The following is a 21,812-nucleotide window of genomic DNA, read 5'->3' on the forward strand; positions in this document are numbered from 1 at the left end:
GCAGCCCCTTCCCCGGGCCGTCGCAGCAGCAGCGGCCACGGCCGATTCATGGAGCGCGTGTTCGACCTGCGCGGTACCGGCTGAGCGATGCGGGCGCTGACCGCCAACGGGCAGCCCGCGCTCGCCGCCTACGCGCCACAGTCCGGCGGCGGGCATCGTGCGCACACCTTGCAGGTCCTCACCGTCACCGCGGGGCTGGTCGCGTGCAAGGTCGTGTTCGCCGACCCGCGCGTCTTCGACGTCTTCGGGCTGCCACGCGAGATTCCTCCGGGTGAATTCCGCCCGGGGCGATGAGTCGGGGCGGTGCCGCCGGTACGTACCGGTGAGCACCCAACCGAAGGGAAACCCCCGCATGAGCGTCATCGTCGTCGAATTGATCACCCTGGACGGGATCGTGTCCGACCCGGACGGGTCGCAAGGCACGCCGCTGGGCGGCTGGATGTTCCGGTACGGCGGGAAGGCGGTCGGCACGGAGGACAGATTCCGCCTCGGCCCCGCGCTGGACGAGGGCGTGCTGCTGCTCGGGCGCGTCACCTGGCAGCTGTTCGCGCGGATATGGCCCGGCCGACAGGATCCCTACGCCGCGCGCATGAACGCCGCGGCGAAGCTGGTCGCCTCCCGCACTCTGGCCCAGGCCGACACCTCGACCTGGGCCAACTCGAAGGTCCTGGACGACGACCTGGTCGACGCTGTCAGGCGCGAGCGGCGAGACGTGCTCGTCCTCGGGAGCCTCGGGATCGTGGACCGGCTGAGGAACGCGGACCTGGTCGACGAGTACCGGCTGCTGACCTTTCCCGCGGTCCTGGGAACCGGCCGCCGGCTCTTCCCCGCCAGCGGCCGGCCGGCGGACCTGGAGCTGCTGGATGTCGCGCACGTCGGTCCCGCCGTCCTCACCCGGTACCGGAGGGCTGCCCGATGACGGCACGCTTCGTCGCCCTGTACGAGACGCCCACGAACCCCGAGCGGTTCGAGCAGCACTACCGCGAGGTCCACATCCCGCTCGCGCGACGCCTGCCGGGGCTTCGCCGTTATACGGTCGGCCGGGACCTGGCCGCCACTGGCGGCGACTGCCCGTACTACATGGTCGCCGAGCTGGACTGGGACACGATGGACGAGTTGCGCGCCGCGTTCGCCTCACCCGAGGGGCTCGCGTGCGGCGCCGACGCCGCGCACCTGCGAGAACTCGCTCCCCTGCACACCATGACCTTCACCGTGCACGACAGCGTGCTGTAGGCGATCCCGGCAGGAGAACCCACCGGACGAGCGAGGCCGGCGCACCGAATAGGGCTACTGACAGTGAACAGACAACCGGCCGTACGTGGGGAATTCCAACTGGCCGCTGTCACGGGCCGCCCGGCAGTTCCACGCCCGTGAGGGCAGCCTGCAGGCTGTTCCCCGCAAGGCGGTTGAGCAGCTGGCCGAGCCGGACGGACGGTCACTGAGGTGCGGCTGGGCACCTTCGTGGACAACGCCCGACGCCGGGCCGACAGCCTGAGCGCGGACCGGCGCGCGGAACTCGACGCGCTGGGAATGCGCTCGTAGCAGCGGCGCAGCCAAGGGCCGGGCCCGGACCCCCCCGAGGGGTCCGGGCCCGACCCTTGTGCGCTGCTGTGGCTGCCCCGCTGACACGAGGTGGCCAACGGACCCGGCTGCTGACATCAGACCGCCACACGGGCGTACAGCGGCCTTCCCGGGACGCTTCCGGTCGTATCGTCGGACCAGCTCGTCTGCCGCATGTCCTGTCCCATTGGAGGGTGCACGCTCGACCGTCGTGACCAGCGAGGTGAAGAGTCAGGCTGCACGGCTGGCGTCGTGGTTGGTCAACCCGACCTTGCATCTGCGGCAACCGCCATCCCTCGGCGCGGGCCGGACCTGGCGGTTCGACGACCCCGGCGCGCGCGGCAACCACACCGGCGGCTCCGGCACCTTCGCCATCATGGACAGCGCCAAGTACGGACCTGGCGTCAGCGAGGACACCTCCCTGGTCAGCCCGGCCTACGACTTCAGCGGCGTGTCCGACCCTTTCATGTCCTTCGGCAGCTCCTACTGGGCCTACTCCGTCAACAGCACCGCGGACGTGGACCTCAGCCTCGACGGCGGAACGACCTGGCAGAACGTCAGCCGCTTCACGACCGTCAACCGCATCGGAGCACGCACCGAGATCGCGGACCTCGCGGCCGCCGCCGGCCACAGCGACGTCCGGATCCGCTTCCACTTCGCCGCCACCGCCGCCCACTACTGGCAGGTCGACGACGTCTTCGTCGGCAACCGGCCCTGCGCCCACGACGGGCGGCCTGGTGATCGGCCAGGTCCTGGACAAGAACACCGGCGCGGGCGTCCCCGGCGCCTCGGTGGTGTCCGCCGACCGTGCGGGCGAGGGAGCCACCTCGGCCGCCACGCCCGACGACCCGGCGCTGGGAGACGGCTTCTACTGGTTCGTGTCCACCCTCACCGGCCCCCACCCGGTCAACGCCACGAAGCTGCTGTACGAGGGCTCGACGGCCAAGCCGGACATCACCGCGGACAAGGTCACCACCGCCGACGTCGAGCTGGGCGCCGGCCGGCTGTCCGTCACCCCGTCCGGCATCGCCAAGACCGTCGCAGCAAGTCCGCCACCGGCACCGTGACCAACACCGGCACCGCCAAGGCGAGCCTGACACTGGGCGAGCGCGAAAAGGGCTTCACCCCGCAGGACCGGGCGGAGCAGCCGGCGGGCGCGGCGGTCCAGGACATCCCTGGCAGCTATTCGCCGGGCTTCCTGAACCCGGCCAAGGGCACGAAGGCCGCCACCGTGCCGGTGTCCTCGGCAGCCGAGCCGTGGGCCTCGATCGCCGACCTCCCGACCTCGCTGATGGACAACGCCGTCGCCGCCGGCGACGACGGCAAGGTCTACAGCGTGACCGGTGCGACCAGCTCCGTCATCACCTCGGCGGGCTACGTCTACGATCCGACCACCCTCGCGTGGTCGCCGATCGCCGACTCCGGCACCCCGCGCGAGGCAGGACAGGCCGCGTTCGTGGACGGCAAGCTCCACCTCACGGGCGGCTGGGACGCCTCCCAGGGCACCGTCGCGTCGCTGCGGATCTACGACCCGAGGACCGGCTCCTGGAGCAGCGGCGCCCCCAACCCGCGGCCGCTGGCCGGAGCGGCCTCGGCCGTGATCGACGGCAAGTGGTACCTCATCGGCGGCTGCACCACCAGTTGCGGCACGAACACCGTCGAGGTCTACGACACCGACACCGACACCTGGAGCAGCGGCGCCGCCTACCCGCAGCCCATCTCCTGGCTGGGCTGCGGTGCGATCGACCGGGCCCTCTTCTGCGCCGGCGGCACCGCCGCCTCCACCAGCACCAAGGCCGCCTACACCTTCGACCCGTCGGCCGGCGCCTGGACGTCCCTGCCGGACATGCCCTTCGACCTGTGGGGGACCGGAGCGGTGGGCGCCAACGGCAAGCTCCTGCTCTCCGGCGGCATCACCGACAACTCGGTCACCCTCACCAACAAGGGCGTCGCCTACGACCCGTCCACCGAGACCTGGAGCAACCTGCCCAACTCCAACAACGCCGTCTACCGCGGCGGCAGCGCCTGCGGCTTCTACAAGGTCGGCGGCTCGGTGAGCTCCTCCAGCCCGACCAGGAGCGCCGAACTGCTCCCCGGCTACGGCCAGTGCGGTACGTCGTCCGAAGCCTCCTGGCTGTCGGAGGACACCTCTGCGCTGACCCTCGCGCCGGGGGCGTCGAAGACGGTCACGGTCGACGCGTCAGGCCCGGAGATCGTCCAGCCCGGCACGTACACGGCGTGGCTCACGATCGCCCATGACACCCCGTACCAGATCGACCCGATCACCGTCGCCATGACCGTGAATCCGCCGAAGACCTGGGGAAAGATCAGCGGAACGGTCTCGGGCACCGACTGCACCGGCACCACCGCCGCCATCAGGAGCGCGACCGTCCAGCTCGACAGCTGGGCCGAGAGCGTCACCCTCAAGACCGACGCCGGCGGCGCGTACGCGATGTGGATGGACGTGCGCAACAACCCGCTCAGCCTCATCGTGGCGAAGGACGGCTGGGCGCCCAAGGGCGCCACCGTCAAACTGGCCAAGGGCGCCACGGTCAGCGAGGACTTCACCCTGAAGCCCGACCACAGCTGCCAGTAGCCGGACCAGGCACCGAGGGCCGCGCCAGGCCCGCCCTCTTCCCCCGCGTGGGCATCCGAGTGGCACCGCCATCGCGCACCGCCGCCGCCCCGCGGGGGGCGAGGGACCGCAGGATTCCGCGACGCGTCCCCGCCGGACCATCCAGAGCGTCGCCGCGACCATCGCCCGAACTGCGGGAGCGGTGCGCGGACCGCGAGGATGAAACTCGTGGAGGCGATCGCCAAGGGTCAAACAGGCAAACGCCCAGCGATTCCGGGCCTACGCAAAATCGCGAAAGCGGCGACCACGAGGGCAGTCCCAGAAAGGCGCTCAAGAAAAGGCAATGGTGGTTGACGGCCGCTGTTGCAGCTCCGCTTCGTTGGGCTGCACGGAGAGCGCAACGGCAACGACAGTCCGCTCACTCACCGCGTGCCCGTGGGAGCTGGCGCGTGTGAGCGGCCACCGCTATGGCAGCCGGTCCACCGCATCTTGGCCAGAGAGCAGCGGCTTGGTTACCTCAGGCAGCAGACCGGCACGCGACTACAGCGCACGACGTGTCTATCAGCCTCCGAGCACGGCTGACGAACAACCGCTGCCACGAGGATGCCCACTCACATCCCCGATGCGCCATGAACCGTGCCGCCTCGACCCCGCAAGGGGCGCAGGGAGGGACCATGCTGTCGCTCGCCCGTTGGCGCGCGGGCGCGGCGGGGCTCACGACTGTCCCTGAATCCGCCGCCGCGACCGGTCCCGGCCTGCCGGCCGTTGCTACGACGCGGCCTGCCTGACAGCCTCCGCGATGTCGGCCGGCGACCCTTGCCAGGGAGCACCGTGGCCGGGCAGTACCCAGGATGCCTGCAGGGCGGCCAGCCGTTCGAGTGAGGCCAGTGACTCGGCCGCGTCGTCGGTGAAGGGCGCCGGCTGCGGGCCTCCGCGCCCGGTCAGTACGTGCCGGGTGGTCAGCGCGTCTCCGACGAAGACCGCGTCGGCCAGCGGCACATAGACCGCGACGCTGCCCGGCGAGTGGCCCGGCATCGGCACGATCTCGGGGCTGCCAGGAAGGTCCAGGACGTCGCCGTCCGCAACTTCGACGACCTCGCTGAGATAGGTGGGACGCAAGCCGTTCTTGCGCAGGCCGTAGGAGAAGAAGCCGAGCGCGGGGCCGAGGCGCATGGGGCCGGCCGGGGTCTTGGGCTTGTCTCCGGTACGGGCACGGACGGCGTCGGCCGCGTGCACGTACACCGGCACCCCGTGCTCGCGCCGCAGTCGCTCGGCGAAACCGATGTGGTCGGAGTCCCCGTGGGTCAGGACCAGGCCGCGGATGTCGTCGGCGGTCTTGCCCAGCGAGCTCAATTCGGCCTGCAGGTCGCGCCAGTGCCCGGGCAGGCCCGCGTCCACGAGTGTGATGCCCTCCGCGGTGTCGATCAGGTAGCAGGCCACCACATCGTTTCCGAGGCGGTGCAGGTGCGGGCCGAGCTTCATGTGTTCCCCCTTCGAAGTCTCCGGATGCCGAGGACACCGGAGCGTACGAAGGCTACGATAGATAGGCATGATGGCTAAGAGCAATAGCTTATGGGGCGGAACCAACGATGCCAGCTCCTGAGAAGACGTCACTGGGCGCGATCGTCGCAGCGGGCCGGAGCATCCTGGCCGCCGGCGGCCAGGACCGCCTGACGATGCGGAGCGTCGCCGACCGCGTGGGCGTGCGCGCTCCCTCGCTGTACAAGCACGTCCGCGACCGCGCTGCCCTGCTCGCAGCCGTCGCGGAGGCGGCCGTCGACGACCTGACCGCCCGCCTGGAGGCGACCGACGGCTCGCTCGAAGCACTCGGCCACGCCTACCGCGACTTCGCCCGTCAGCGCCCGGAGGAATTCAGGCTGATGCAGTCTCCTGCCGCACCACCTGAAGCCCTCGCTCGTGCAGCAGGCCCGGTCCTGCGCATGGGCCGGGAGTTCGTCGGCGAGCAGGACGCGCTCGAAGCCGCGCGCTTGGTGACGGCGTGGGCCACCGGCTTTCTCTGGATGGAGATCTCCGGTGCTTTTCGGCTCGGCGGCGACGTCGACCGGTCCTTCGCGTACGGCCTCACACAGATCCGCCGTGCCCTGACCGCCGGCGACGACGGCGGACCGGCGCACAGCCGTGCTCAGGCTCCATGAGGGGCGTTGTCCCGCCGGGTCGCAGCCGTGGAACGGCGACTCCGGAGCCCTGCGGCTGGGCGCCGGCGTTCCCCGATGTACGCCAGGGCGAAGTAGCGCAGCCACAGGTAGAGGGCGGAGACCGCGAGGGTGGCGGCGGGGACGATCAGGCCGTAGCGGGTGAACTGCCAGGAGCTTGATGACCCCATCTGAGGCACGACGCCGGCGAGGCTGCGCGGCCCCTCCTCAGGTGCAGGACACTCATCCACAGCTATCTACGCGTTGGCGACAGCCGTGTCCACACCACCAGCACCACACTGACCGGAATGACCGCGACGCGCGCGGCCAGCGCCTCGGCGGGCGCTTCGGGCAGATGCTCCCGCAAAGCGTCCAGCAGCAAGAACCCCACCGCAATGCCCGCCACCACGGCGGCCATCCCCACCCCTATCGACAGCTGACGGCGCTTTCGCCAACCGCCCAGATACATCAACGCCGGCGCCCAGACCGCCAGGTTCGGCACGCCCAGCAGCCACAGCACAGTTACGCCCCACCCAGAACAGCCATACGACCGCGAGCAGCCGCAGCGCCTCCCCCACCGAAACCCGGCCCGCCGCGAACCCGCCCTTCCCCAACCCCGCCAAAATCAGCTCAAGGCTAACCAGCCCAGCAGATCACCAGACCGCCCCGTCCTTCCCCGCCGGCCGTCCCGGACCCGGCTAATATGCCCAGCGCTGTCGTACACGCCGTTGCCGGGCCGGCTCGCACGGGGGCCTCAGCCGACTCCGTAGTCGATGATGTCGTCGTCGGTGTAGCCCTCCAGGATCTCCTCAACGGCGTCTCGGAGCTGCTGCGCGATGGCGTCGGCGACTTCCGGAGTGCAGATGATCTCCACGCCGACGTACCGGAAGCCGGGGTCGTCTTCCTCTTCTCCGCCCTCACTGGCGGGGGCCGGCTCGGCGGCGTCATCAGAAGTCCAGCTCCACGTAGTCGATGTCGGTGAACTCCACCTCGAGGTCGGCCGCGCGGCGGCCGCGGTCCTTGAAGTAGATCTCCTGAAGTCCTTCGGCGGCGATGGCCTGGAACTGCTGCTCGGTGGCGCCGGCGGCCTGCGCGTCGAAGAGTCGGCTGGCGTAGACGGGCGGCAGGTGCTGGGGTGATCCGGCGGATCCGGCCGTCGTCCGTGCCGCCCGGTGCGGCGCAGGCCGGACGGCACCCCGGTGCGAACGCAGAGCGAGCGGGTTGAGATCCTGCGGCAGGAGCGCGGGCGGCGCGCCGAACGGCATGGCGCCACGCAACGGCGCGTCGATCCGGGGCCTGGCCGCTGCCAGTACCGGCTCACGACGGGCGAGCGTACTGGGGCGTGGAGGCGATCGCCGTCAGGGACGGCCTCGTCCACGAGGTCCAGGTCTTCCTCGGCGGCCGGACGGGATGTGGTCCCGGCGCGGGTCTCAGAAGGTCCCGTTGACCTTCCACCAGTCGCCGTTCTGCTGCTGGGGTGCGCGGAAGGTGCCGTGCCCGGCGCCGGGGCAGAGCCACAGCTTTTCGGCCGTGTCATGTGCCAGCAGGTCCGGGTGTTTGTCGCTGGTGACGTCGCCGGGGCCGGTGAGCGCGGTCATGGCGTTCCGACCGCTCCCGAGCAGGCGGCGCGAGCTGAAGTGGCTGTGTCCCGTCCCCGGGTACAGCCACAGCTTTCCGGTCCTGTCCGCGGCCAGGAGGTCGTTGGTCCCGTCCCCGGTGAGGTCGCCTGCGGCGGTGATGCGGGCCATGGCGTTCCACCCGCCGCCGACCAGGCGTCGGGACAGGAAGCCGCAGCGGCCGGTGGCCGGGTAGAGCCAGAGGTTTCCCGCGGTGTCCCGGGCGAGCAGGTCCTCGATGCCGTCGCCGGTGAGGTCCCCGTGCCGGGTCAGGGCCGTCATGCTGTTCCAGCCGCTGCCGATCAGCCGCCCGTTGTCGTCGTTGCCGGGCATGAACCACAGCCGACCTACCAGGTCCCTGGACAGCACGTCCGCCCGGGCGTCCCCGTCGATGTCACCGAAACCGGCCCTGACCGGACTCTTCTCAGCGTGCCACACGACGTACGCCGGATACCTGCACTCGCGCTCGGTCCGCACGAACTTCAGCGAACTGATCGTGCGTTGATCTCGCCCGGGTTCATCGGCCCGTCGTCCTCGGCGTATCCGGTCAGCGAGTAGGCGGGCTCGTTGTACAGGGACACCACGACGCTGGTGCGGTTGGCCGACGAGCGGATGCGGTTGTCCCAGGAGCCCATCGTGGGCATGTCCGTCTTGGTTTTCATCATGGTGCCGGTGGCGTTCTCGCCGCTCCACCCGCAGAAGTACCCCTTCGGGCAGGCGTAACTCCCTGAAGCCGCCTGCGCCGGCGCCCCCGTGGGCAGCAGCGACAGCAACGCCCCCACCGTAATCGCGGCCAATCCTCGCGCTGCCACCCTGCGACGCATCAGCACGCTCCCCCACCCATTCGGCCCCACCCCGGAGACGCAGAGCGCGAATCTATCCGATCCGCCGAACCCCCGTGCGAGCCCGCCCGGCTCCCCCGCAGGTCGGCCCGCTGCCGGACACCGTCACGCGTGGCGGCCCAGCGCGGATCGTGGGGAAACGTCAACTGGCCCACCAGCGACGACCGTTCCAGGGCGCCGATGACCACTCGCTCTCAGGCGCCCTGCCCCGTTCGCCGGTTACAGGGGCAGTAGCCTTCACCCACAACGGATTCACGCGGCGGGGCACATCGTGTGTCCGCTGCGGCCCCAGTCCCATCGCTCGTCAGAGCCTGGGGCGGCATCGTCCCCGCCTCACGCCGCGGGACACTGTACGGCCGCGACAGCGCGGGCGTGCTGTGGCAGCAGCAGGCCGCCAGGAGCGCGTATCACCCCCGCACTTTCGATCCGCGCACCCGCGTCGGCACCGGCTGGAACATCTACAACACGCTCCTCCGACCAATCCGCACCCCGTTGTGATGAAGGTGCTGGGCAGGCATCCCAGCCGCCGTCCCCTCGTCACCGAGGTCTTATGTCGAAGCGTTGCGACCTGCCCGCGACGAGCAATGCTCAAGACCTGTGGATGGTTTCGGGAAGGAACGCGGAGGGCGTACCTTCCCGAATGATCCTTTGAGGGTCTCCGAGTAGGCCCGCGTTGCACCGCGGGTCGGGAAGGAACGCCCGTGCTCAGCGTAGTCACCGACAACGGCTCCACCCGGTCCGGCTCCCTGATCGACGAGATCGTCCGCGAGGGCGCCCGCCGGATGCTGGCCGCCTCGCTGGAAGCGGAAGTCAACCGGTACATAGCCGAGTTGGCGGCCGAAACCGACGAGCGGGGGCGTCGCCTGGTGGTCCGCAACGGCCGCCACCGACCGCGGACCGTGGTCAGGGTGGCCGGACCTATCGAGGTCACCGAGCCCAGGGTGTACGACCGCCGCGTCGACGAGTCCAGCGGCGGGCGCCAGCGGTTCTCGTCGAGAATCCTTGCGCCGTGGTGCCGTAAGTCGCCGAAGGTCACCGAGGTGGTGCCGCTGCTCTCCCTGCACGGCTTGCCGTCCGGGGACTTCGTGCCCGCGCTGGAGCAGTTCCCCGGCTCAGCCGCCGGACTGTCGCCGGCCACCGTGACCTGGCTGACCAAGCAGTGGGGTGACGACCACGCCGCCTTCCAGGCCCGTGACCTGTCCGACCGCGACCTCGTCTACGTGTGGGCCGACAGGGTCCACCCCAAGGTCCGGCTCGGCCAGGCGCACTCGTGTGTCCTGGTCCTGCTCGGCGTCCGCGTCGACGGCACCAAGGAGCTGATCGCCCTCGCGGAAGGGCTCCGTGAGTCCACCGAATCGTGGGCAGACCTCCTGCGCGACTGCCGCCGACGCGGGGTGCGTGACCCGGAGCTGGTCGGCGGCGACGGTGCGATGGGGCTATGGAAGTCGCTCGCCGAGGTCTTCCCGACCGCCCGGCGTCAGCGCCACTGGGTCCATAAGGCAAGAAATGTCGCGAATGCCCTACCGAAATCCGCACAGCCGGGCGCGACGAAGGCGATGCAGGAGATCTGCAACGCCGAAGACCGCCCCCAGGCCGAGATGGCCATCGAGGCGCTCGCCCGCACCTACGGCACGAAGTGGCCCAAGGCCGTCGCGAAGATCACCGACGACCACGAGGAGCTGCCGGCTTTCGCGGCCCTCGCCATGGTGTTCAAGCTCGTCGAATCCGCGCAGGCCCGCCGGCACGCGATCACCGACGCCCACCTCGTTCACCTGGTCCGCGCAGGTGCCCGGTTCAAAAACTGCGTCCTGGTCGAGCGGGAGGGCGCAGCAGCGTGAGTGAGATACCCAGCCCCGGCAGCCGTCGTAGCAGCGTAGAACTGCAGATTGAGCGGGTCATCGTGGCATCCCTCGAACAGGCCACTGTCCATGTGCGCTGCCTGCGGGGACCGGTCCGTCGCGGTGCCCGCTTCAACCGGCTCAGCGGTTCAGACCAAGCGATCGACCTGACGCTGACGCAGGCCGCCGTCTACGGGTATCGAGTGGCCGAACTCGACACTGGCCTCACCGCCCTCGTGACGCTCCGAGGAGAGGGCGTTCAGCATCTCAAGACGGGAACCTTGGCCTCCAGGTCGCAGGTCATCGAAGGCGCCAACCCCTTGCCCTAAACCAGCGATCCACAGGGATTGGCAAGTAGCCCATCCCCACGACAGCCAGCCTGCCGTGACAGCGAAGCCCCCCGTAGACGTCCCTACGGCCATGCACTCAGCATCCGGCCCCGCTGACGCCCAGCCGATGCCACCACCGCGCCCACACACAGGGCCTCAGGGCCGGGGTTCGCCGGGCGGGGAGTTGAGGAGGGTGACGCCGACGACGGTGGGGCTGTGGAGCGCCGTGTTGCGACGACGACCCGGGTCCGGTCGAGGAGCGCGGCCAGCGGCGATCGGGCTCCCGGCGGTGCGGTCGGCTGCGCAGGCAGGGCGAACCGGGGTGCCGAGGGCTGATCGCGGCCGATGGGGTACCTGATCACGGGCTGCGGTTCGGCGTCGATGTCGATCGCGATTGCATCGGCGCCGAAGAACGAGGGCACGAGCAGCAGTCGGCGGCCCTCCAGGCGCAGGTCGCCGTCGAAGCCGGAGAGCGTCGCGATCTCCAGGAGGGGTGCGTTCCAGCGGATCCACGGCGGGTGGAGCGAGGCGGGCAGTGCCTCGCCGGTGGGCGGCGCCGGCGGCGCGTCTCCGCCGAACCAAACGGGGTGGCTGCGCGTCTGCAGGACGCGCACGGCGGCGCTCAGCTCCATCAACGGCGGAGGCTCGGCCACACGAGTCCGCGCCAGGTCCTCGACCGTGAAATGAATGCGGTAGGCCACGGTCTCCCCGAGTCCTGTACGGCAGTATCCCAGCCGATCCTTCCGGAAATGCCGAACCCCCTCCAGTGGCGTGCACACCGGTTCACCGGCCTGCACGCCCTTCCCACGTCACCGAGACAGCCGTCGGCGTCACGAAGAACTGGCCCTCGGACTTGCCAGGCACCACTGCCCGTTCGTTCCCCAGCGCCACGCCGAAGGCGTCGCCACCTTGACGACGAGTTCACCAGCCGTGGGATGCGGAGGCATCGGCCTGGCCGGGCCTCACCGCACGGGGTGGAGGAGCCGGAATCGGGAGGCGGGCGCCGGCGGATGTCGGTCGGCGGCCTGCGACGTCCCTCCATCACGTAGGGGTGCACCGTCGCGCGGCGAACGAATGTTCTCGGTTGCTCCCGCGGTCCGTGGCCCGATCTCCGGAGATTACCTGCGGGCGGTGGTGCGCCCACGGCGCCACTCGTTCGAAGGCGGCGGCGGCGCGCAGGACCGTACCGTCGTCGAGGTGGCGGCCGACGAGCTGGACGCCGATGGGCAGTCCGTCATCGGTGAAGCCGGCGGGCAGGCTCACGGCGGGCTGGCCGGTCAGGTTCGCCGGGTAGTTGAAGCCGATCCACGCGGTGTCGGCGACCTCGCGCCCGTCTGTCCGTTCCGGTCCCTGGATGCCCACGGGGAAGGGCGGTACGGCTGCGGTGGGGGTGACCAGCAGGTCGTAGCCCGACATCAGCCGCGCCATGCGGTTCACCACTGCCTTGCGGGTGATGTTGGCGTCGGTGAGTTGCTCGGCCGTCCACGGTCTGCGCATCCAGGCCACCAGGTGCGGCGACATCACGTCGGCGTGCGCGTCGGCCATGGCACGTATCCCGGACAGGTCGGACTCGGCGACGATCAGAGCCGCGAAAGCCTCCGCCGGGTCCGGCCACCCGGGGTCGACCGCGGTGACGTCCCACCGCAACTCCCGCTCCATGACACCCACCGCCGCCTCGACCACCTCCCTGACCCGGGGGTCCACGGCGAGGTAGCCCAGGTCGGGGCTGTAGGCGACACGCAGTCCCGGGGCGCCCTCGGCGGTGCCGCGCGACGCGGCGGCCCGCCAGTCGACGTCAGCGCACGGGATGGAGTGCCGGTCCCGCGGATCGGGCCCGGCAAGGACCGACATCATCAGGGCGGTGTCCGCGACGGTGCGGGTGAGCGGGCCGATGTGCTCCAGGCTCTCCCAGCCCGACATGCCGGGATAGCGTTCGTCGCGGCAGCCGGGGTAAGCGGGGACGCGGCCCATCGACGGTTTGTACCCGACCAGGCCGCAGTGCGCGGCCGGGACCCGGATCGAACAGCCGCCGTCCGTGCCCAGCGCCACCGGCCCCAGGCCCGCGGCCACCGCGGCGGCGGACCCGGCGCTGGAGCCGCCCGGGGTCAGCGCGGTGTTCCAGGGGTTGCGGGTGGCGGGGAACAGCGGATTGTGCCCCACGGCGCTGTAGCCGAACTCGCTCGCGTTGGTCTTGCCCAGGACGACCGCCCCGGCCGCCTTGACCCGCTGTACGGCGACGTCGTCCTCGTCGGGGACGAAGTCGGCGTAGACGGCAGAACCGCCGGTGGTCCGTACGCCTGCGGTGGCCAACAGGTCCTTGACGCCCAGCGGCACCCCGGTCAGCGGCCCGGGTGCGGCGCCCCTGGCCAGCCGGTCGGCACCGCGCCGGGCCTGCGCGCAGCGGGTCCTCCCAGACCTGGCATGGGCGCTCCGCGAGCACCTCGCCGGCATGCCCGCCTTCACCGCGCTCGCCGGCATCCCGATCGCCAACGCCACCGGAGCGCTGCTCGACCTCTCGCTCGACGGCCGGCTGGCCGACCTGCGCAAACGGGTACCTGCCGCAATACGGACACTCACCGACTCGCGACGCTGCCGCTTCGCTTGACCGTCCCCACCGCAGGGGTGGAAGTTCACCTGTGTCCGCGAGAATGATCGACCATGACCAACCTCAGTCGCCGCATCTTCATATTAGGCGGGCTCTCCACCGCCGGCACCGTCGGGCTCCAACTCGGGGCGCTGGCCCAGTCGTCGGCCGCGGCCTCCGCTCCCTTCCCCTTCACGCTCGGCGTCGCCTCCGGGGAACCGGACGACAGCAGCGTGGTGCTCTGGACGCGTCTGGCTCCCACACCGACCAACGCGGACGGTCAGGGCGGCATGCCCAACGCCGACGTCGCCGTCGACTGGCAGGTGTCGGCCGACCAGAGCTTCGCCACGCTCGTCAGCTCCGGTACGTTCACCGCCCGCTACGCCCAGGCCCACTCGGTGCACGTGCTGGCCGGTGGACTCGCCCCGGACTCGGAGTACTACTACCGGTTCCGGGCCCAGGGGTACATATCCCCGGTGGGCCGGACCCGCACCGCGCCGGCGCCGGCCACGGTCGGGCGTGACTTCACGATGGCCTTCGCCTCGTGCGCCCACTACGAGCAGGGCTACTACACCGCCTACCGCCGCATGGCCGACGACCGCCCCGACCTGATCCTGCACCTGGGCGACTACATCTACGAGGGCGGCGCCACCTCCGGCGCCCTGCGGCAGCACCTCGGCAGCGAGATCGTGTCGCTGGCCGACTACCGCCGCCGATACGCGCTTTACCACAGCGACCCGGACCTGCAGGCCGCGCACGCGATCGCGCCGTGGCTGGTGGTGCCGGACGACCACGAGGTGGAGAACAACTACGCCAACATGGTCCGGGCCGACAACAGCCCTGTGCTGACGGCGGCCCAGTGGACCGCGCGACGCACCGCCGCGTACCAGGCCTACTTCGAGAACATGCCGCTGCGGGCTGCCGCGACGCCCTCCGGCAACAGCATCCAGCTCTACCGCCGGGTCCGCTGGGGCACCCTCGCCACGTTCCACATGCTCGACACCCGCCAGTTCCGCGACGACCAGGCCTGCGGCGACGGGACGAAGGTCTGCGCCGACGCCGATCTGGCCGGCCGTACGATCACCGGCGCGGGCCAGGAGGCATGGCTGCTCGACGGACTCGGCCAGCACCTGAGCACCTGGGACCTCATCGGCCAGCAGGTCTTCTTCGCCCGCAACGTGAACTCGTCGGGCGCGATGAACATGGACGCCTGGGACGGGTACCGGGCCAGCCGGGCGCGGATCCAGCAGGGCATCATCGACCGGGCCGTACGCAACCCGGTCGTCCTCACCGGTGATGTGCACGCTTCGTGGGGCAACGACCTCAAGGCCGACTACGCCGATCCGTCGTCGGCGACGATCGGCTCCGAGCTCGTCTGCACCTCCATCACCAGCGGCGGCAACGGAAGCACCACCACGACGATCCCCAACGGATCGCTCAACCCGCATCTGCGCTTCTACTCCAATCTGCGCGGGTACGTCCGCACGCACGTCACGCCGTCGCAGCTCACAGCCGACTTCCGGTCGGTGGCGACGGTGACCGAGCACGGCGCGGCGGCGACCACCGCCCGGACCTTTGTCATCCACGACGGACAGCCGGGGTTGGCCGATGCGTAAGCTCTCAGTACTCGGCGCGACCGTCGCCGGCTTCGCCGCGGTTCTCGCCATGATCGCCCCGGCCTCGGCGGCGGGGCCCTCGTCCTGGGTGACCGCGAACAGCACCGCAACCGGTGACCAGGACTCCGCCTCGATCGCGGCCAACCGCCTCGGCGACGTCGCGGTGGTCTGGGAGGACGACCGCGACACGACCGACCCGGGCGACAACGCGCACAGCGACGTATGGGTGCGGATGTTCCGCAACGGCGCCTCGGCCTACGAGACGAAGCTCTCGGCCGGCGGGACCGCGGGCACAGCCTGGCGGCACCTCCAGCCCGACGTGGGACTCGACGACCGGGGCAACGCCGTCGTCGTGTGGGCGGAGGACCCGGACGGCAACGGGTACTACAACATCACCTACCGTGTGCTCTCCCCCACCGGTGCGGTCCTCGGCTCCGGTCAGGCCAACGCGAGCGCCGACGGCCAGCAGATCCATCCGCGCGTCGCGGTCGATCCGGACGGCGCGCCCAACAGCACCACCGCGGTCGCGTTCTCCGTGGTGTGGGAGGACGTCCAGGGCACCGCGGCGGCGACGGTGAAGGCAGCCGGGTTCACCGGGACGACCACGAAGGCCTACGAGGTGACGGTCAACGCGGCCGGCGGCGCGCACCACAACCCCGACGTCGCGACCTCCGCCTCGGGCGACGCCGTCGTCGTCTGGGACGAGGACACCGACAACAACGGCTTCTACCAGATCGGTCTGGTGAAGCTGGCCAAGGCGAACGGGGCCGTCACCCTCACCCGCCGCAGCGCCAACAGCCTCGGCAGCGGACAGCAGCAGCAACGCCCGTCCGTGGCCGCCGACTTCAACGGCGACTTCGCCGTGGCATGGGAGTCCGATCACACCGGCACCCGTGGCGTCTGGGCCCGGTCGTTCACCGCGACCGGCACCGCCGGCCCGGCCGAGGTCGAGATCTCCAGCGGAGCCGGAGCCGGCAACCCCATCGTCGGCATCGACGACCAGCGCGACGCCGTGGTCGGTTGGAGCGTCGCCGGCACCGATCCGGCGGTCTGGGCCAGGGGCCTCAACCCCGACGGCACCTTCACCGGCCGGCTGCCGGCCCAGTCCGTCAGCCAGGTCACGACCGGTCGGCAGGAGCAGGTCGCGGTGGCTTCCTCCCCGTTCGGCACGCTCGCGATGTCGTACACCGATGACAACGACGGCAACACCTTCGACCAGGTTCTGATGAGTCTGGGGGCGACCAACTCGGACTGGTGACGACCTTCCGATCCGTGGACGTCCTCCGGGCCGGCCCCGGGTGGGGAGATCCGACGGGCGGGGTCAACGCGGGCTGGGGCGCTGCTGATGCAGCGCCCCAGTCGCGGAACGTTGATGGCGAGGAGAGCGAAGGGACTATCGTCCGAGAGTTGATGAGAAGGAAGTCCGTTCATGGCCTCGCCGCATGGAACGCTAGCACTCACTCCGGGATGAGCGCTCGCAGATTCTGCGGCGTGATGACCACCGAGTCCGGGTGCAGGCCCTCGGGCCGTTCCATGCCGATGTACGTGACGGGACCTGCCGGCAACGTCGTACCGTCCCACCGTGTACTGACCGTGCCTGGCTGCGCGGCCATCAGGTCGGTGAGCCGGCGCACTGTCAGGTACTCCCGCTCGACGACGCTGCGCAGCAGCTCAGCCGCCGTGATCTTGTGCTCCTCGACCCGGTTGCCCGCGGGCATGCCCCGAAGGTAGAGGTGCAGCCACTTCGCCCGCCACTCGCCGTCCCGCCCGCGTACGAACGCCAGCGGGAGCGACGCCCGCCCGGGTCCGCGCAGCTCGGACTTCATCCGCACCGTCCGTGCCTCGAACGGCTGCCCCTGCTGCTCCCGGTCGCGCAGCATGAAGCCGAAGAAGGACTCCTCGACCTCGTCAAAGCCCTCGCCGGAGTAGATGTGCACCTGCGGGACGATGAAGGCGGCGCGCACCGCCGCCAGCCTGAGGTTGATGAACTCCGAGGCGCCGTCAGGGGCTTCGGTGATGTCGCCGGAGTGCTCGCCTTCGTACTGCGTGAGTTGTGTGTACGACAGCCAGGCCACTGTCCGGTAGTCGGCGTCGAGCAGTTGCGCGGACAGGTCGAAGTCGGTCCGCTCCTGGGCCTGTTTCCAATAGACGAAGAACCGCAGCAGGTCGCCGTCGACCGGCGACTGCGACCCGCGCGGCAGCACGCCGAAGCCGCTCGTGGTCGCCCGGCCGCTCAGTGGCAGCGCCACGTCCAGCATGTCCGGGTCGATCAGCAGCTGTTCGGGCCGCGGCAGCCGTCGCACGATCTCAGCGTCCAGCGCGTCGGTCACCCGCTCCAGCTCCGGCACCGGCAGGGGTCGGCGGTTGTCGCCGGTGGCCCAGCCGGCACCGCGCCGGTTGACGAAGACGCGCGTATCGGACGACGGTCGCCCGCGTCCCAGGAAATGCTCGCGCACCGCCAGCAGCACCCGCCCGGACGCGCCTGCCACGGCCTGCGAGGCAGCGGCCACCACGGCGTCCCGCCCGGCCAGAAGTGCCCGCCGTACCGGCCGCCCCACGCGCAGTCCTTCGTCCCCGAGCGGCGTGCTGCTCCCGGCCAGGGCCAGGTACAGCGCCCGGACTTCCTCCTCCAGCGGGCCGCCCAGATGCAGCACGGTCACCCGGTCGCCGGCCGCGGCCACCAACTGGCCATGCGCGGCAAGCATCTCCGCGTACGTGTGCTGGTACCGGCCGTAGGCCGGCAGTGGCAGCAGGTCGACCACCCCAGCGCTCAGCTGCTCACGGGTGGCCGCGCGTGTCGCCTCGTCCGCGAGCGCCCCGGCCACGCAGGACCACCAGAATTCCAGCGTGTCCGGCACATTTGCCGGGAAGTCGACGAAATACGCGTTGTGCCGCACGTGCGCGCCGGCCAGCTCACGTACCGCGTCGATCGTGCGCACCCCGGCGCAGGTGGCCAGCGGGTCCGGAAGTCCCGCCAGGTACCGGCGCGCCTCGGCGGACAGCGTGAAGCCGGCCGACAGCAGCGCGGCGTCCAACTGCCGCACCAACGGCCAGGCGTTGCCGATCGGCGTGGAGCCGCCGGACGCGGGGATGCGCAGGGTATGCCGTACGACCATGCGTTCGAGATCCTGGATCACCCGGTCATGCTCGCAGCAGCAACACCACGGCGCACTCGGATTCACGGGCCGGCATCGTGGCACGGCCGGTCGGCAGGGCCGGCACCGGGCACGGCCCGCGATCCTTGCCACCCCGTCACCGGTTCAGACGAGGCAGCAGCGCGGGCGCCGACGCAGCCGCTCCGGTTCCATGAAGCAACAGCCGCGGGCAGCGACCCGCAGACCGCCCCGCGGAGAACTACTGCTCGTAGGAGCCGCGGACCCGTAGGGCGGGTCGATCACGGCTGCGCCTCGCACGCCTTGTTGATGGCCGCTCGGCGCTGGAGCCAGGTGGGATCCTCTGCCGTTGCGGTGTAAACCGTTGCCAGATCGTCCGAGTTCCAGGTGCGGGTTCCGTCGGTGAGGACGAGGTGCTCTTCCAGGTCGCCGCCGTCGGGGACTTCGGACGTAGCGTCGAGGAACTCCCGGACCGCCGACGCTGCGGCCGTGGACGCGTCGGTGTCATGCGCAGCGCGGGTCTCCTCGGGGTCGGACCGCACGGACACGAGGATGAGCTCGCCGCCGCCGCTCGCGAGGACGAGCTCGCCTGTCGCCGTGGCAGCCAGCGCGGCCACATGCCAGACCGCGGTAGTCCGCGGCAGGGGGAACAGCGTCCGCCGCGGAGAGCCCGGCAGGAGTCCACTGCACCACGCCGTACTCGCCACCTGCCACCAGCAGCCGCGGCTCGTCGGGATGCCAGGCCAGTGCGGGCGTCCGCTCGATCCGCTCCCACCCGACCGCGTCACCGTAGCCATCCGACTCGGCACCGACACAGCCGAGCTCGCGCAACTGTCCCGCCTGGCAACTCCACACATGAACCGCCGGACGCTCCCCGCCCAGGCCCGCCACCAGAGGTAGACGAGGGTGGCACACCAAACGCTCGACACGGCGCCCGCTACTGACGCGCGCACGCGCCATGTCCTCAAGATCAGTCACGCCGACACCGTAACCACGGGCACTGACACACAAGCCGACGGGCGTGGCCACGGGGAAGCCGCAGTCCACCTCGGATGGTGCGATCAGGAGGTTGTGGGCAAGGCCGCGTTCGCTGCCCTCAGCGGGGCGCGGTGGCCCCGCCACCGGCCGGGGCGGGGCGCCGTGCGACGGTCGGGGGCTTGGCCGCAGCGTAGTCGCCGCGGTCCCGCGGCAGGTCAGGCCGGCTGAACGGTCCACAGCAGGTTGGGGCTGTCCTGCCACGGCCACTGCTTGCACACCGAACCCGACGCGACCGACCCCCCGCCGTCCAGGACGAGTCCGGTGGCGCGGTTGGCGATCGAGTACCGGCCCGTGCCGCGGTCGGTGATCACCCACTGCTGGTCGGTGCCGCCGTTCCAGGCCGACTGGCGGGCCGGGTCGCCCGCGGTGGTCGTGCCCCAGCCGTCGGCCGCCAAGCCGTTGGTGCGGTTGACCAGGCGGTAGTAGCCGGTGCCCAGGTCGATCACCTGCCACTGGAGGTTGGTGCTGTCGACGGGCGTCCACTGTTTGATGGCCGAGCCGGAGGCGACGTTGCCGCCGCTGTCGAGGGCGAGGCCGTCGGTGACATTGACCAGCCGGAAGTACGTGGCCGGGTTGAACGCCACCTTCAGCGAGACGATCGCGTCGTTGTTGCCGGTCTGCCGCAGGTCGGCGGCGTCGGCGGTGAACACCCAGGCCGTACCGGTGAAGTTGTCGCCGGAGTAGCCGATGACGCGGAAGCCGTCGGGGACCCGGAGGGAGGAGATCTGGGCGGGACCCACGCCCGCGGCCGTCAGTTGGGCGCCGGCGTAGTTCCCCAGGGCCAGGACGGCGTTGCCGCCCGCGTAGCCGGTGTCCTGGAAGACGGTCGCGCCGGAGGCGCCGGCCGCACTGCTCGCGGGCACACCGGTGACCGCGACGCACACCACGGAGTCGCTGCCGTTGGGCGCAGCGGCCGGCACGGTGACGTTGATCTGGCCGCTGCTGACGGTGTACGGCAGCGAGGCCGACGGGTTGTTCATCAGGTAGACCCGGCTGATGGTGTTGGTGAGGGCCGGGATCTGGAGTCGGCCGTTCGCGGGCCAGCTGAAGACGTGGGCGAACAGCGTGCCGTCCTTCTTCGTGGCCCGGCCCCAGGAGGGGTCGGTCGTATAGGGGCTGGCGGTCGTACCGTGGACGCTGTCGCCGTAGGTCGACATCCACGAGGCGAGGCCCTGCAGGATCGTCACGGAGCCGGGGGTGACCGTGCCGTCGCCCTTGGGGCCGATGTTGAGCAGGTAGTTGCCGTCCCGGGAGACGACGGTGACCAGCTCGCGGACGATGTCCGTCACGGACCGGTAGGAGTTCTCCGAGCCGGAGTTGTAGCCCCAGGCGCCGTTCATGGTGGCGCAGGTCTCCCAGGGCCGGGACAGCGGTGCCCCGGGCACGGTCTGCTCCGGGCACATGAAGTCTCCGAGGCCGAGGTTGCGCTTGACGCGCTCGTTCACGATGAGGCCAGGCTTGCGGGCGATCAGCCAGCTGTAGAGGTCGGCTCCGTCGGACTTGAGCCACCAGTCGTTCAGGGTGGGGCTGGCCGGCTCGCCGAACCAGTCGCCGTCGAACCACAGGACCGCCGGGTCGTAGCGGTCCAGCAGCTCCTGGAGCTGGGCCTTCATGTCGGCGATGTAGCTGGTGCGATCGGCCAGCGAGGACATGGTGGTCAGGCCGCCCCGGTCGGTCTGGGAGGGGTGGTTCCAGTCCAGGATGGAGTAGTAGAGCCCGAATCTGACGCCTCGCGCCTCGCACTCGGTCTTGAGCGACGCCAGCAGGTCGCCCTGGTAGGCGGTGTAGTCGTGCAGGTTGTACGCCTTGCCTGTGGTGTCCGTGAAGCCGGGGACGCCTGAGTCCCACATGGCGAAGCCCTCGTGGTGCTTGGCGGTGATCACGAGGTATTTCATGCCGGCGTTCGCGGCCAGGCTCGCGATGGTGGCGGCGTTGAAAGAGGCCGGGTTGAAGTGGGAGGACACCTGGCTCTGGTAGTTCGCCTTCGTCCAGCTCTCGTTGGTGAAGGCCCACTCGCCGTGGCCGAGGTAGGAGTAGGACCCGAAATGGATGAACATGCCGAACCGGGCCTGGTACCACCAGTTCATCTTCTCGGGGACGGTGTACGCCTGGGCCGGCGCGGCCCGCAGGATCTGCGGGAGCCCGAAGGCCACGGTGCCGCCGGCCAGTGCGGCGGCTTTGATGAGGGACCTTCGGCTCATGGGGAGTGAGGACACGGGGCGACTCCTGCGATGGGGGGGTGGAGTAGCGCGGGGTCTTACATCGGATGAATGTATAGAGGAGAGCGCGGGAGGTGTCCAGAGGTACGGCAGATTCTGCGACGTATGCGACCTGCTCACGACTCGGGAGCCGATGTTCAGCTTCGTCAGAGATCGGGTCTCTGCTCGTCTCGACCTGCCGGTCAGCGCGGCTCCAGACAGAGGGTGGCGGTGCGGAGCCGGTCGGTCAGGACGTCGTCGACGATGCCGGTGAACCGCCCGCGCCTTCGTACTCAGCCCGCCGCGGGAGCGCACGCGTCGTTCGACCCGGCCAGCCGCAACGACTTCCG

22 protein-coding genes and 1 pseudogene are annotated in these 21,812 nt (G+C 70.6%); 12 read left to right on the forward strand and 11 right to left on the reverse strand.

Annotated elements, in window-relative coordinates; genetic code table 11:
* Positions 1-87: 87 nt before the first annotated feature.
* The 6 genes from NFU81_RS06160 to NFU81_RS06185 all read left to right on the forward strand — a co-directional run bounded on the left by NFU81_RS06160 (position 88) and on the right by NFU81_RS06185 (position 4,156).
* Positions 88-294 (forward strand): hypothetical protein, encoded by a 207-nt coding sequence (locus NFU81_RS06160; protein WP_251485803.1) that lies wholly within the window; start codon positions 88-90, stop codon positions 292-294.
* Between the two features lie 58 nt (positions 295-352).
* Positions 353-919, forward strand: coding sequence for a dihydrofolate reductase family protein (locus NFU81_RS06165; RefSeq protein WP_251485805.1), 567 nt, complete (start codon positions 353-355; stop codon positions 917-919).
* Positions 916-1,233 (forward strand): EthD family reductase, encoded by a 318-nt coding sequence (locus NFU81_RS06170; protein WP_251485808.1) that lies wholly within the window; start codon positions 916-918, stop codon positions 1,231-1,233. Before NFU81_RS06165 ends, NFU81_RS06170 begins: the two co-directional genes overlap by 4 nt.
* A 210-nt stretch (positions 1,234-1,443) precedes the next feature.
* Positions 1,444-1,542 carry a helicase associated domain-containing protein gene (locus NFU81_RS06175; protein ID WP_251485810.1) on the forward strand — a complete coding sequence of 33 codons (99 nt, stop codon included), beginning with the start codon at positions 1,444-1,446 and terminating at the stop codon, positions 1,540-1,542.
* A gap of 755 nt (positions 1,543-2,297) precedes the next feature.
* On the forward strand, positions 2,298-2,627 hold the full coding sequence (locus NFU81_RS06180) for a carboxypeptidase-like regulatory domain-containing protein (RefSeq protein ID WP_251485813.1): 330 nt from the start codon (positions 2,298-2,300) through the stop codon (positions 2,625-2,627).
* Complete coding sequence (locus tag NFU81_RS06185) at positions 2,624-4,156, forward strand: Kelch repeat-containing protein (protein ID WP_251485815.1); 1,533 nt, start codon at positions 2,624-2,626, stop codon at positions 4,154-4,156. Before NFU81_RS06180 ends, NFU81_RS06185 begins: the two co-directional genes overlap by 4 nt.
* 747 nt (positions 4,157-4,903) lie before the next feature.
* Here the strand turns inward: NFU81_RS06185 and NFU81_RS06190 are convergent.
* Complete coding sequence (locus NFU81_RS06190) at positions 4,904-5,617, reverse strand: MBL fold metallo-hydrolase (protein ID WP_251485817.1); 714 nt, start codon at positions 5,615-5,617, stop codon at positions 4,904-4,906.
* 107 nt (positions 5,618-5,724) lie between these two features.
* Between NFU81_RS06190 and NFU81_RS06195 the strand changes: the two genes are divergently transcribed.
* The gene (locus NFU81_RS06195) at positions 5,725-6,291 is read left to right on the forward strand and encodes a TetR/AcrR family transcriptional regulator (RefSeq protein ID WP_251485819.1); all 567 of its coding nucleotides are present in this window, start codon (positions 5,725-5,727) and stop codon (positions 6,289-6,291) included.
* On the opposite strand, the gene NFU81_RS06200 is transcribed toward NFU81_RS06195, so the two are convergent.
* From NFU81_RS06200 to NFU81_RS06220, 5 genes and pseudogenes are all read right to left on the reverse strand, one after another.
* Entirely contained in the window at positions 6,279-6,479 is a 201-nt protein-coding gene (locus NFU81_RS06200) for a hypothetical protein (protein ID WP_251486055.1), read from the reverse strand. The two genes, NFU81_RS06195 and NFU81_RS06200, sit on opposite strands and share 13 nt — an antisense overlap.
* 62 nt (positions 6,480-6,541) lie before the next feature.
* Positions 6,542-6,808, reverse strand: coding sequence for a hypothetical protein (locus tag NFU81_RS06205; RefSeq protein ID WP_251485821.1), 267 nt, complete (start codon positions 6,806-6,808; stop codon positions 6,542-6,544).
* Between the two features lie 427 nt (positions 6,809-7,235).
* Positions 7,236-7,470 (reverse strand): annotated as a pseudogene (tpg, locus tag NFU81_RS06210) (telomere-protecting terminal protein Tpg); the annotation flags it as partial.
* 248 nt (positions 7,471-7,718) lie between these two features.
* Positions 7,719-8,381, reverse strand: coding sequence for an FG-GAP repeat domain-containing protein (locus tag NFU81_RS06215; RefSeq protein ID WP_251485822.1), 663 nt, complete (start codon positions 8,379-8,381; stop codon positions 7,719-7,721).
* Positions 8,382-8,386: 5 nt separating this feature from the next.
* Positions 8,387-8,677, reverse strand: a complete 291-nt coding sequence (locus NFU81_RS06220) for a peptidase inhibitor family I36 protein (RefSeq protein WP_251485824.1) — start codon at positions 8,675-8,677, stop codon at positions 8,387-8,389.
* A 770-nt stretch (positions 8,678-9,447) separates the two neighbouring features.
* Between NFU81_RS06220 and NFU81_RS06225 the strand changes: the two genes are divergently transcribed.
* Both NFU81_RS06225 and NFU81_RS06230 read left to right on the forward strand, forming a co-directional pair.
* Positions 9,448-10,584 carry an IS256 family transposase gene (locus NFU81_RS06225; protein ID WP_251485826.1) on the forward strand — a complete coding sequence of 379 codons (1,137 nt, stop codon included), beginning with the start codon at positions 9,448-9,450 and terminating at the stop codon, positions 10,582-10,584.
* The gene (locus NFU81_RS06230; RefSeq protein WP_251485828.1) at positions 10,581-10,913 is read left to right on the forward strand and encodes a hypothetical protein; all 333 of its coding nucleotides are present in this window, start codon (positions 10,581-10,583) and stop codon (positions 10,911-10,913) included. The genes NFU81_RS06225 and NFU81_RS06230 overlap by 4 nt, the downstream gene beginning before the upstream one ends.
* A gap of 83 nt (positions 10,914-10,996) precedes the next feature.
* On the opposite strand, the gene NFU81_RS06235 is transcribed toward NFU81_RS06230, so the two are convergent.
* Entirely contained in the window at positions 10,997-11,614 is a 618-nt protein-coding gene (locus NFU81_RS06235) for a hypothetical protein (RefSeq protein WP_251485831.1), read from the reverse strand.
* Positions 11,615-11,954: 340 nt separating this feature from the next.
* Entirely contained in the window at positions 11,955-13,364 is a 1,410-nt protein-coding gene (locus NFU81_RS06240) for an amidase (RefSeq protein ID WP_251485833.1), read from the reverse strand.
* Here NFU81_RS06240 and NFU81_RS06245 point away from each other — a divergent pair.
* From NFU81_RS06245 to NFU81_RS06255, 3 genes are read left to right on the forward strand one after another with little or no spacing between them, the layout of a single operon-like run.
* On the forward strand, positions 13,363-13,518 hold the full coding sequence (locus NFU81_RS06245) for a hypothetical protein (RefSeq protein ID WP_251485834.1): 156 nt from the start codon (positions 13,363-13,365) through the stop codon (positions 13,516-13,518). The two genes, NFU81_RS06240 and NFU81_RS06245, sit on opposite strands and share 2 nt — an antisense overlap.
* A gap of 53 nt (positions 13,519-13,571) precedes the next feature.
* The gene (locus tag NFU81_RS06250) at positions 13,572-15,113 is read left to right on the forward strand and encodes an alkaline phosphatase D family protein (RefSeq protein ID WP_251485835.1); all 1,542 of its coding nucleotides are present in this window, start codon (positions 13,572-13,574) and stop codon (positions 15,111-15,113) included.
* Positions 15,106-16,371, forward strand: a complete 1,266-nt coding sequence (locus NFU81_RS06255; RefSeq protein WP_251485836.1) for a hypothetical protein — start codon at positions 15,106-15,108, stop codon at positions 16,369-16,371. Before NFU81_RS06250 ends, NFU81_RS06255 begins: the two co-directional genes overlap by 8 nt.
* 199 nt (positions 16,372-16,570) lie before the next feature.
* Here NFU81_RS06255 and NFU81_RS06260 read toward each other — a convergent pair whose 3' ends face one another.
* The 3 genes from NFU81_RS06260 to NFU81_RS06270 form a co-directional block, all read right to left on the reverse strand.
* A complete protein-coding gene (locus NFU81_RS06260) occupies positions 16,571-18,229 on the reverse strand; it encodes a TerD family protein (protein WP_422665152.1) in 1,659 nt (552 codons plus the stop codon).
* A 278-nt stretch (positions 18,230-18,507) separates the two neighbouring features.
* On the reverse strand, positions 18,508-18,843 hold the full coding sequence (locus tag NFU81_RS06265; RefSeq protein ID WP_251485838.1) for a hypothetical protein: 336 nt from the start codon (positions 18,841-18,843) through the stop codon (positions 18,508-18,510).
* A gap of 576 nt (positions 18,844-19,419) precedes the next feature.
* Positions 19,420-21,465 (reverse strand): alpha-L-fucosidase, encoded by a 2,046-nt coding sequence (locus tag NFU81_RS06270; protein WP_251485839.1) that lies wholly within the window; start codon positions 21,463-21,465, stop codon positions 19,420-19,422.
* Positions 21,466-21,812 lie beyond the last annotated feature (347 nt).

Origin of the sequence: Actinacidiphila cocklensis, from assembly GCF_907177275.1 — a bacterium.
Taxonomy (GTDB): Bacteria; Actinomycetota; Actinomycetes; order Streptomycetales; family Streptomycetaceae; genus Actinacidiphila; species Actinacidiphila cocklensis.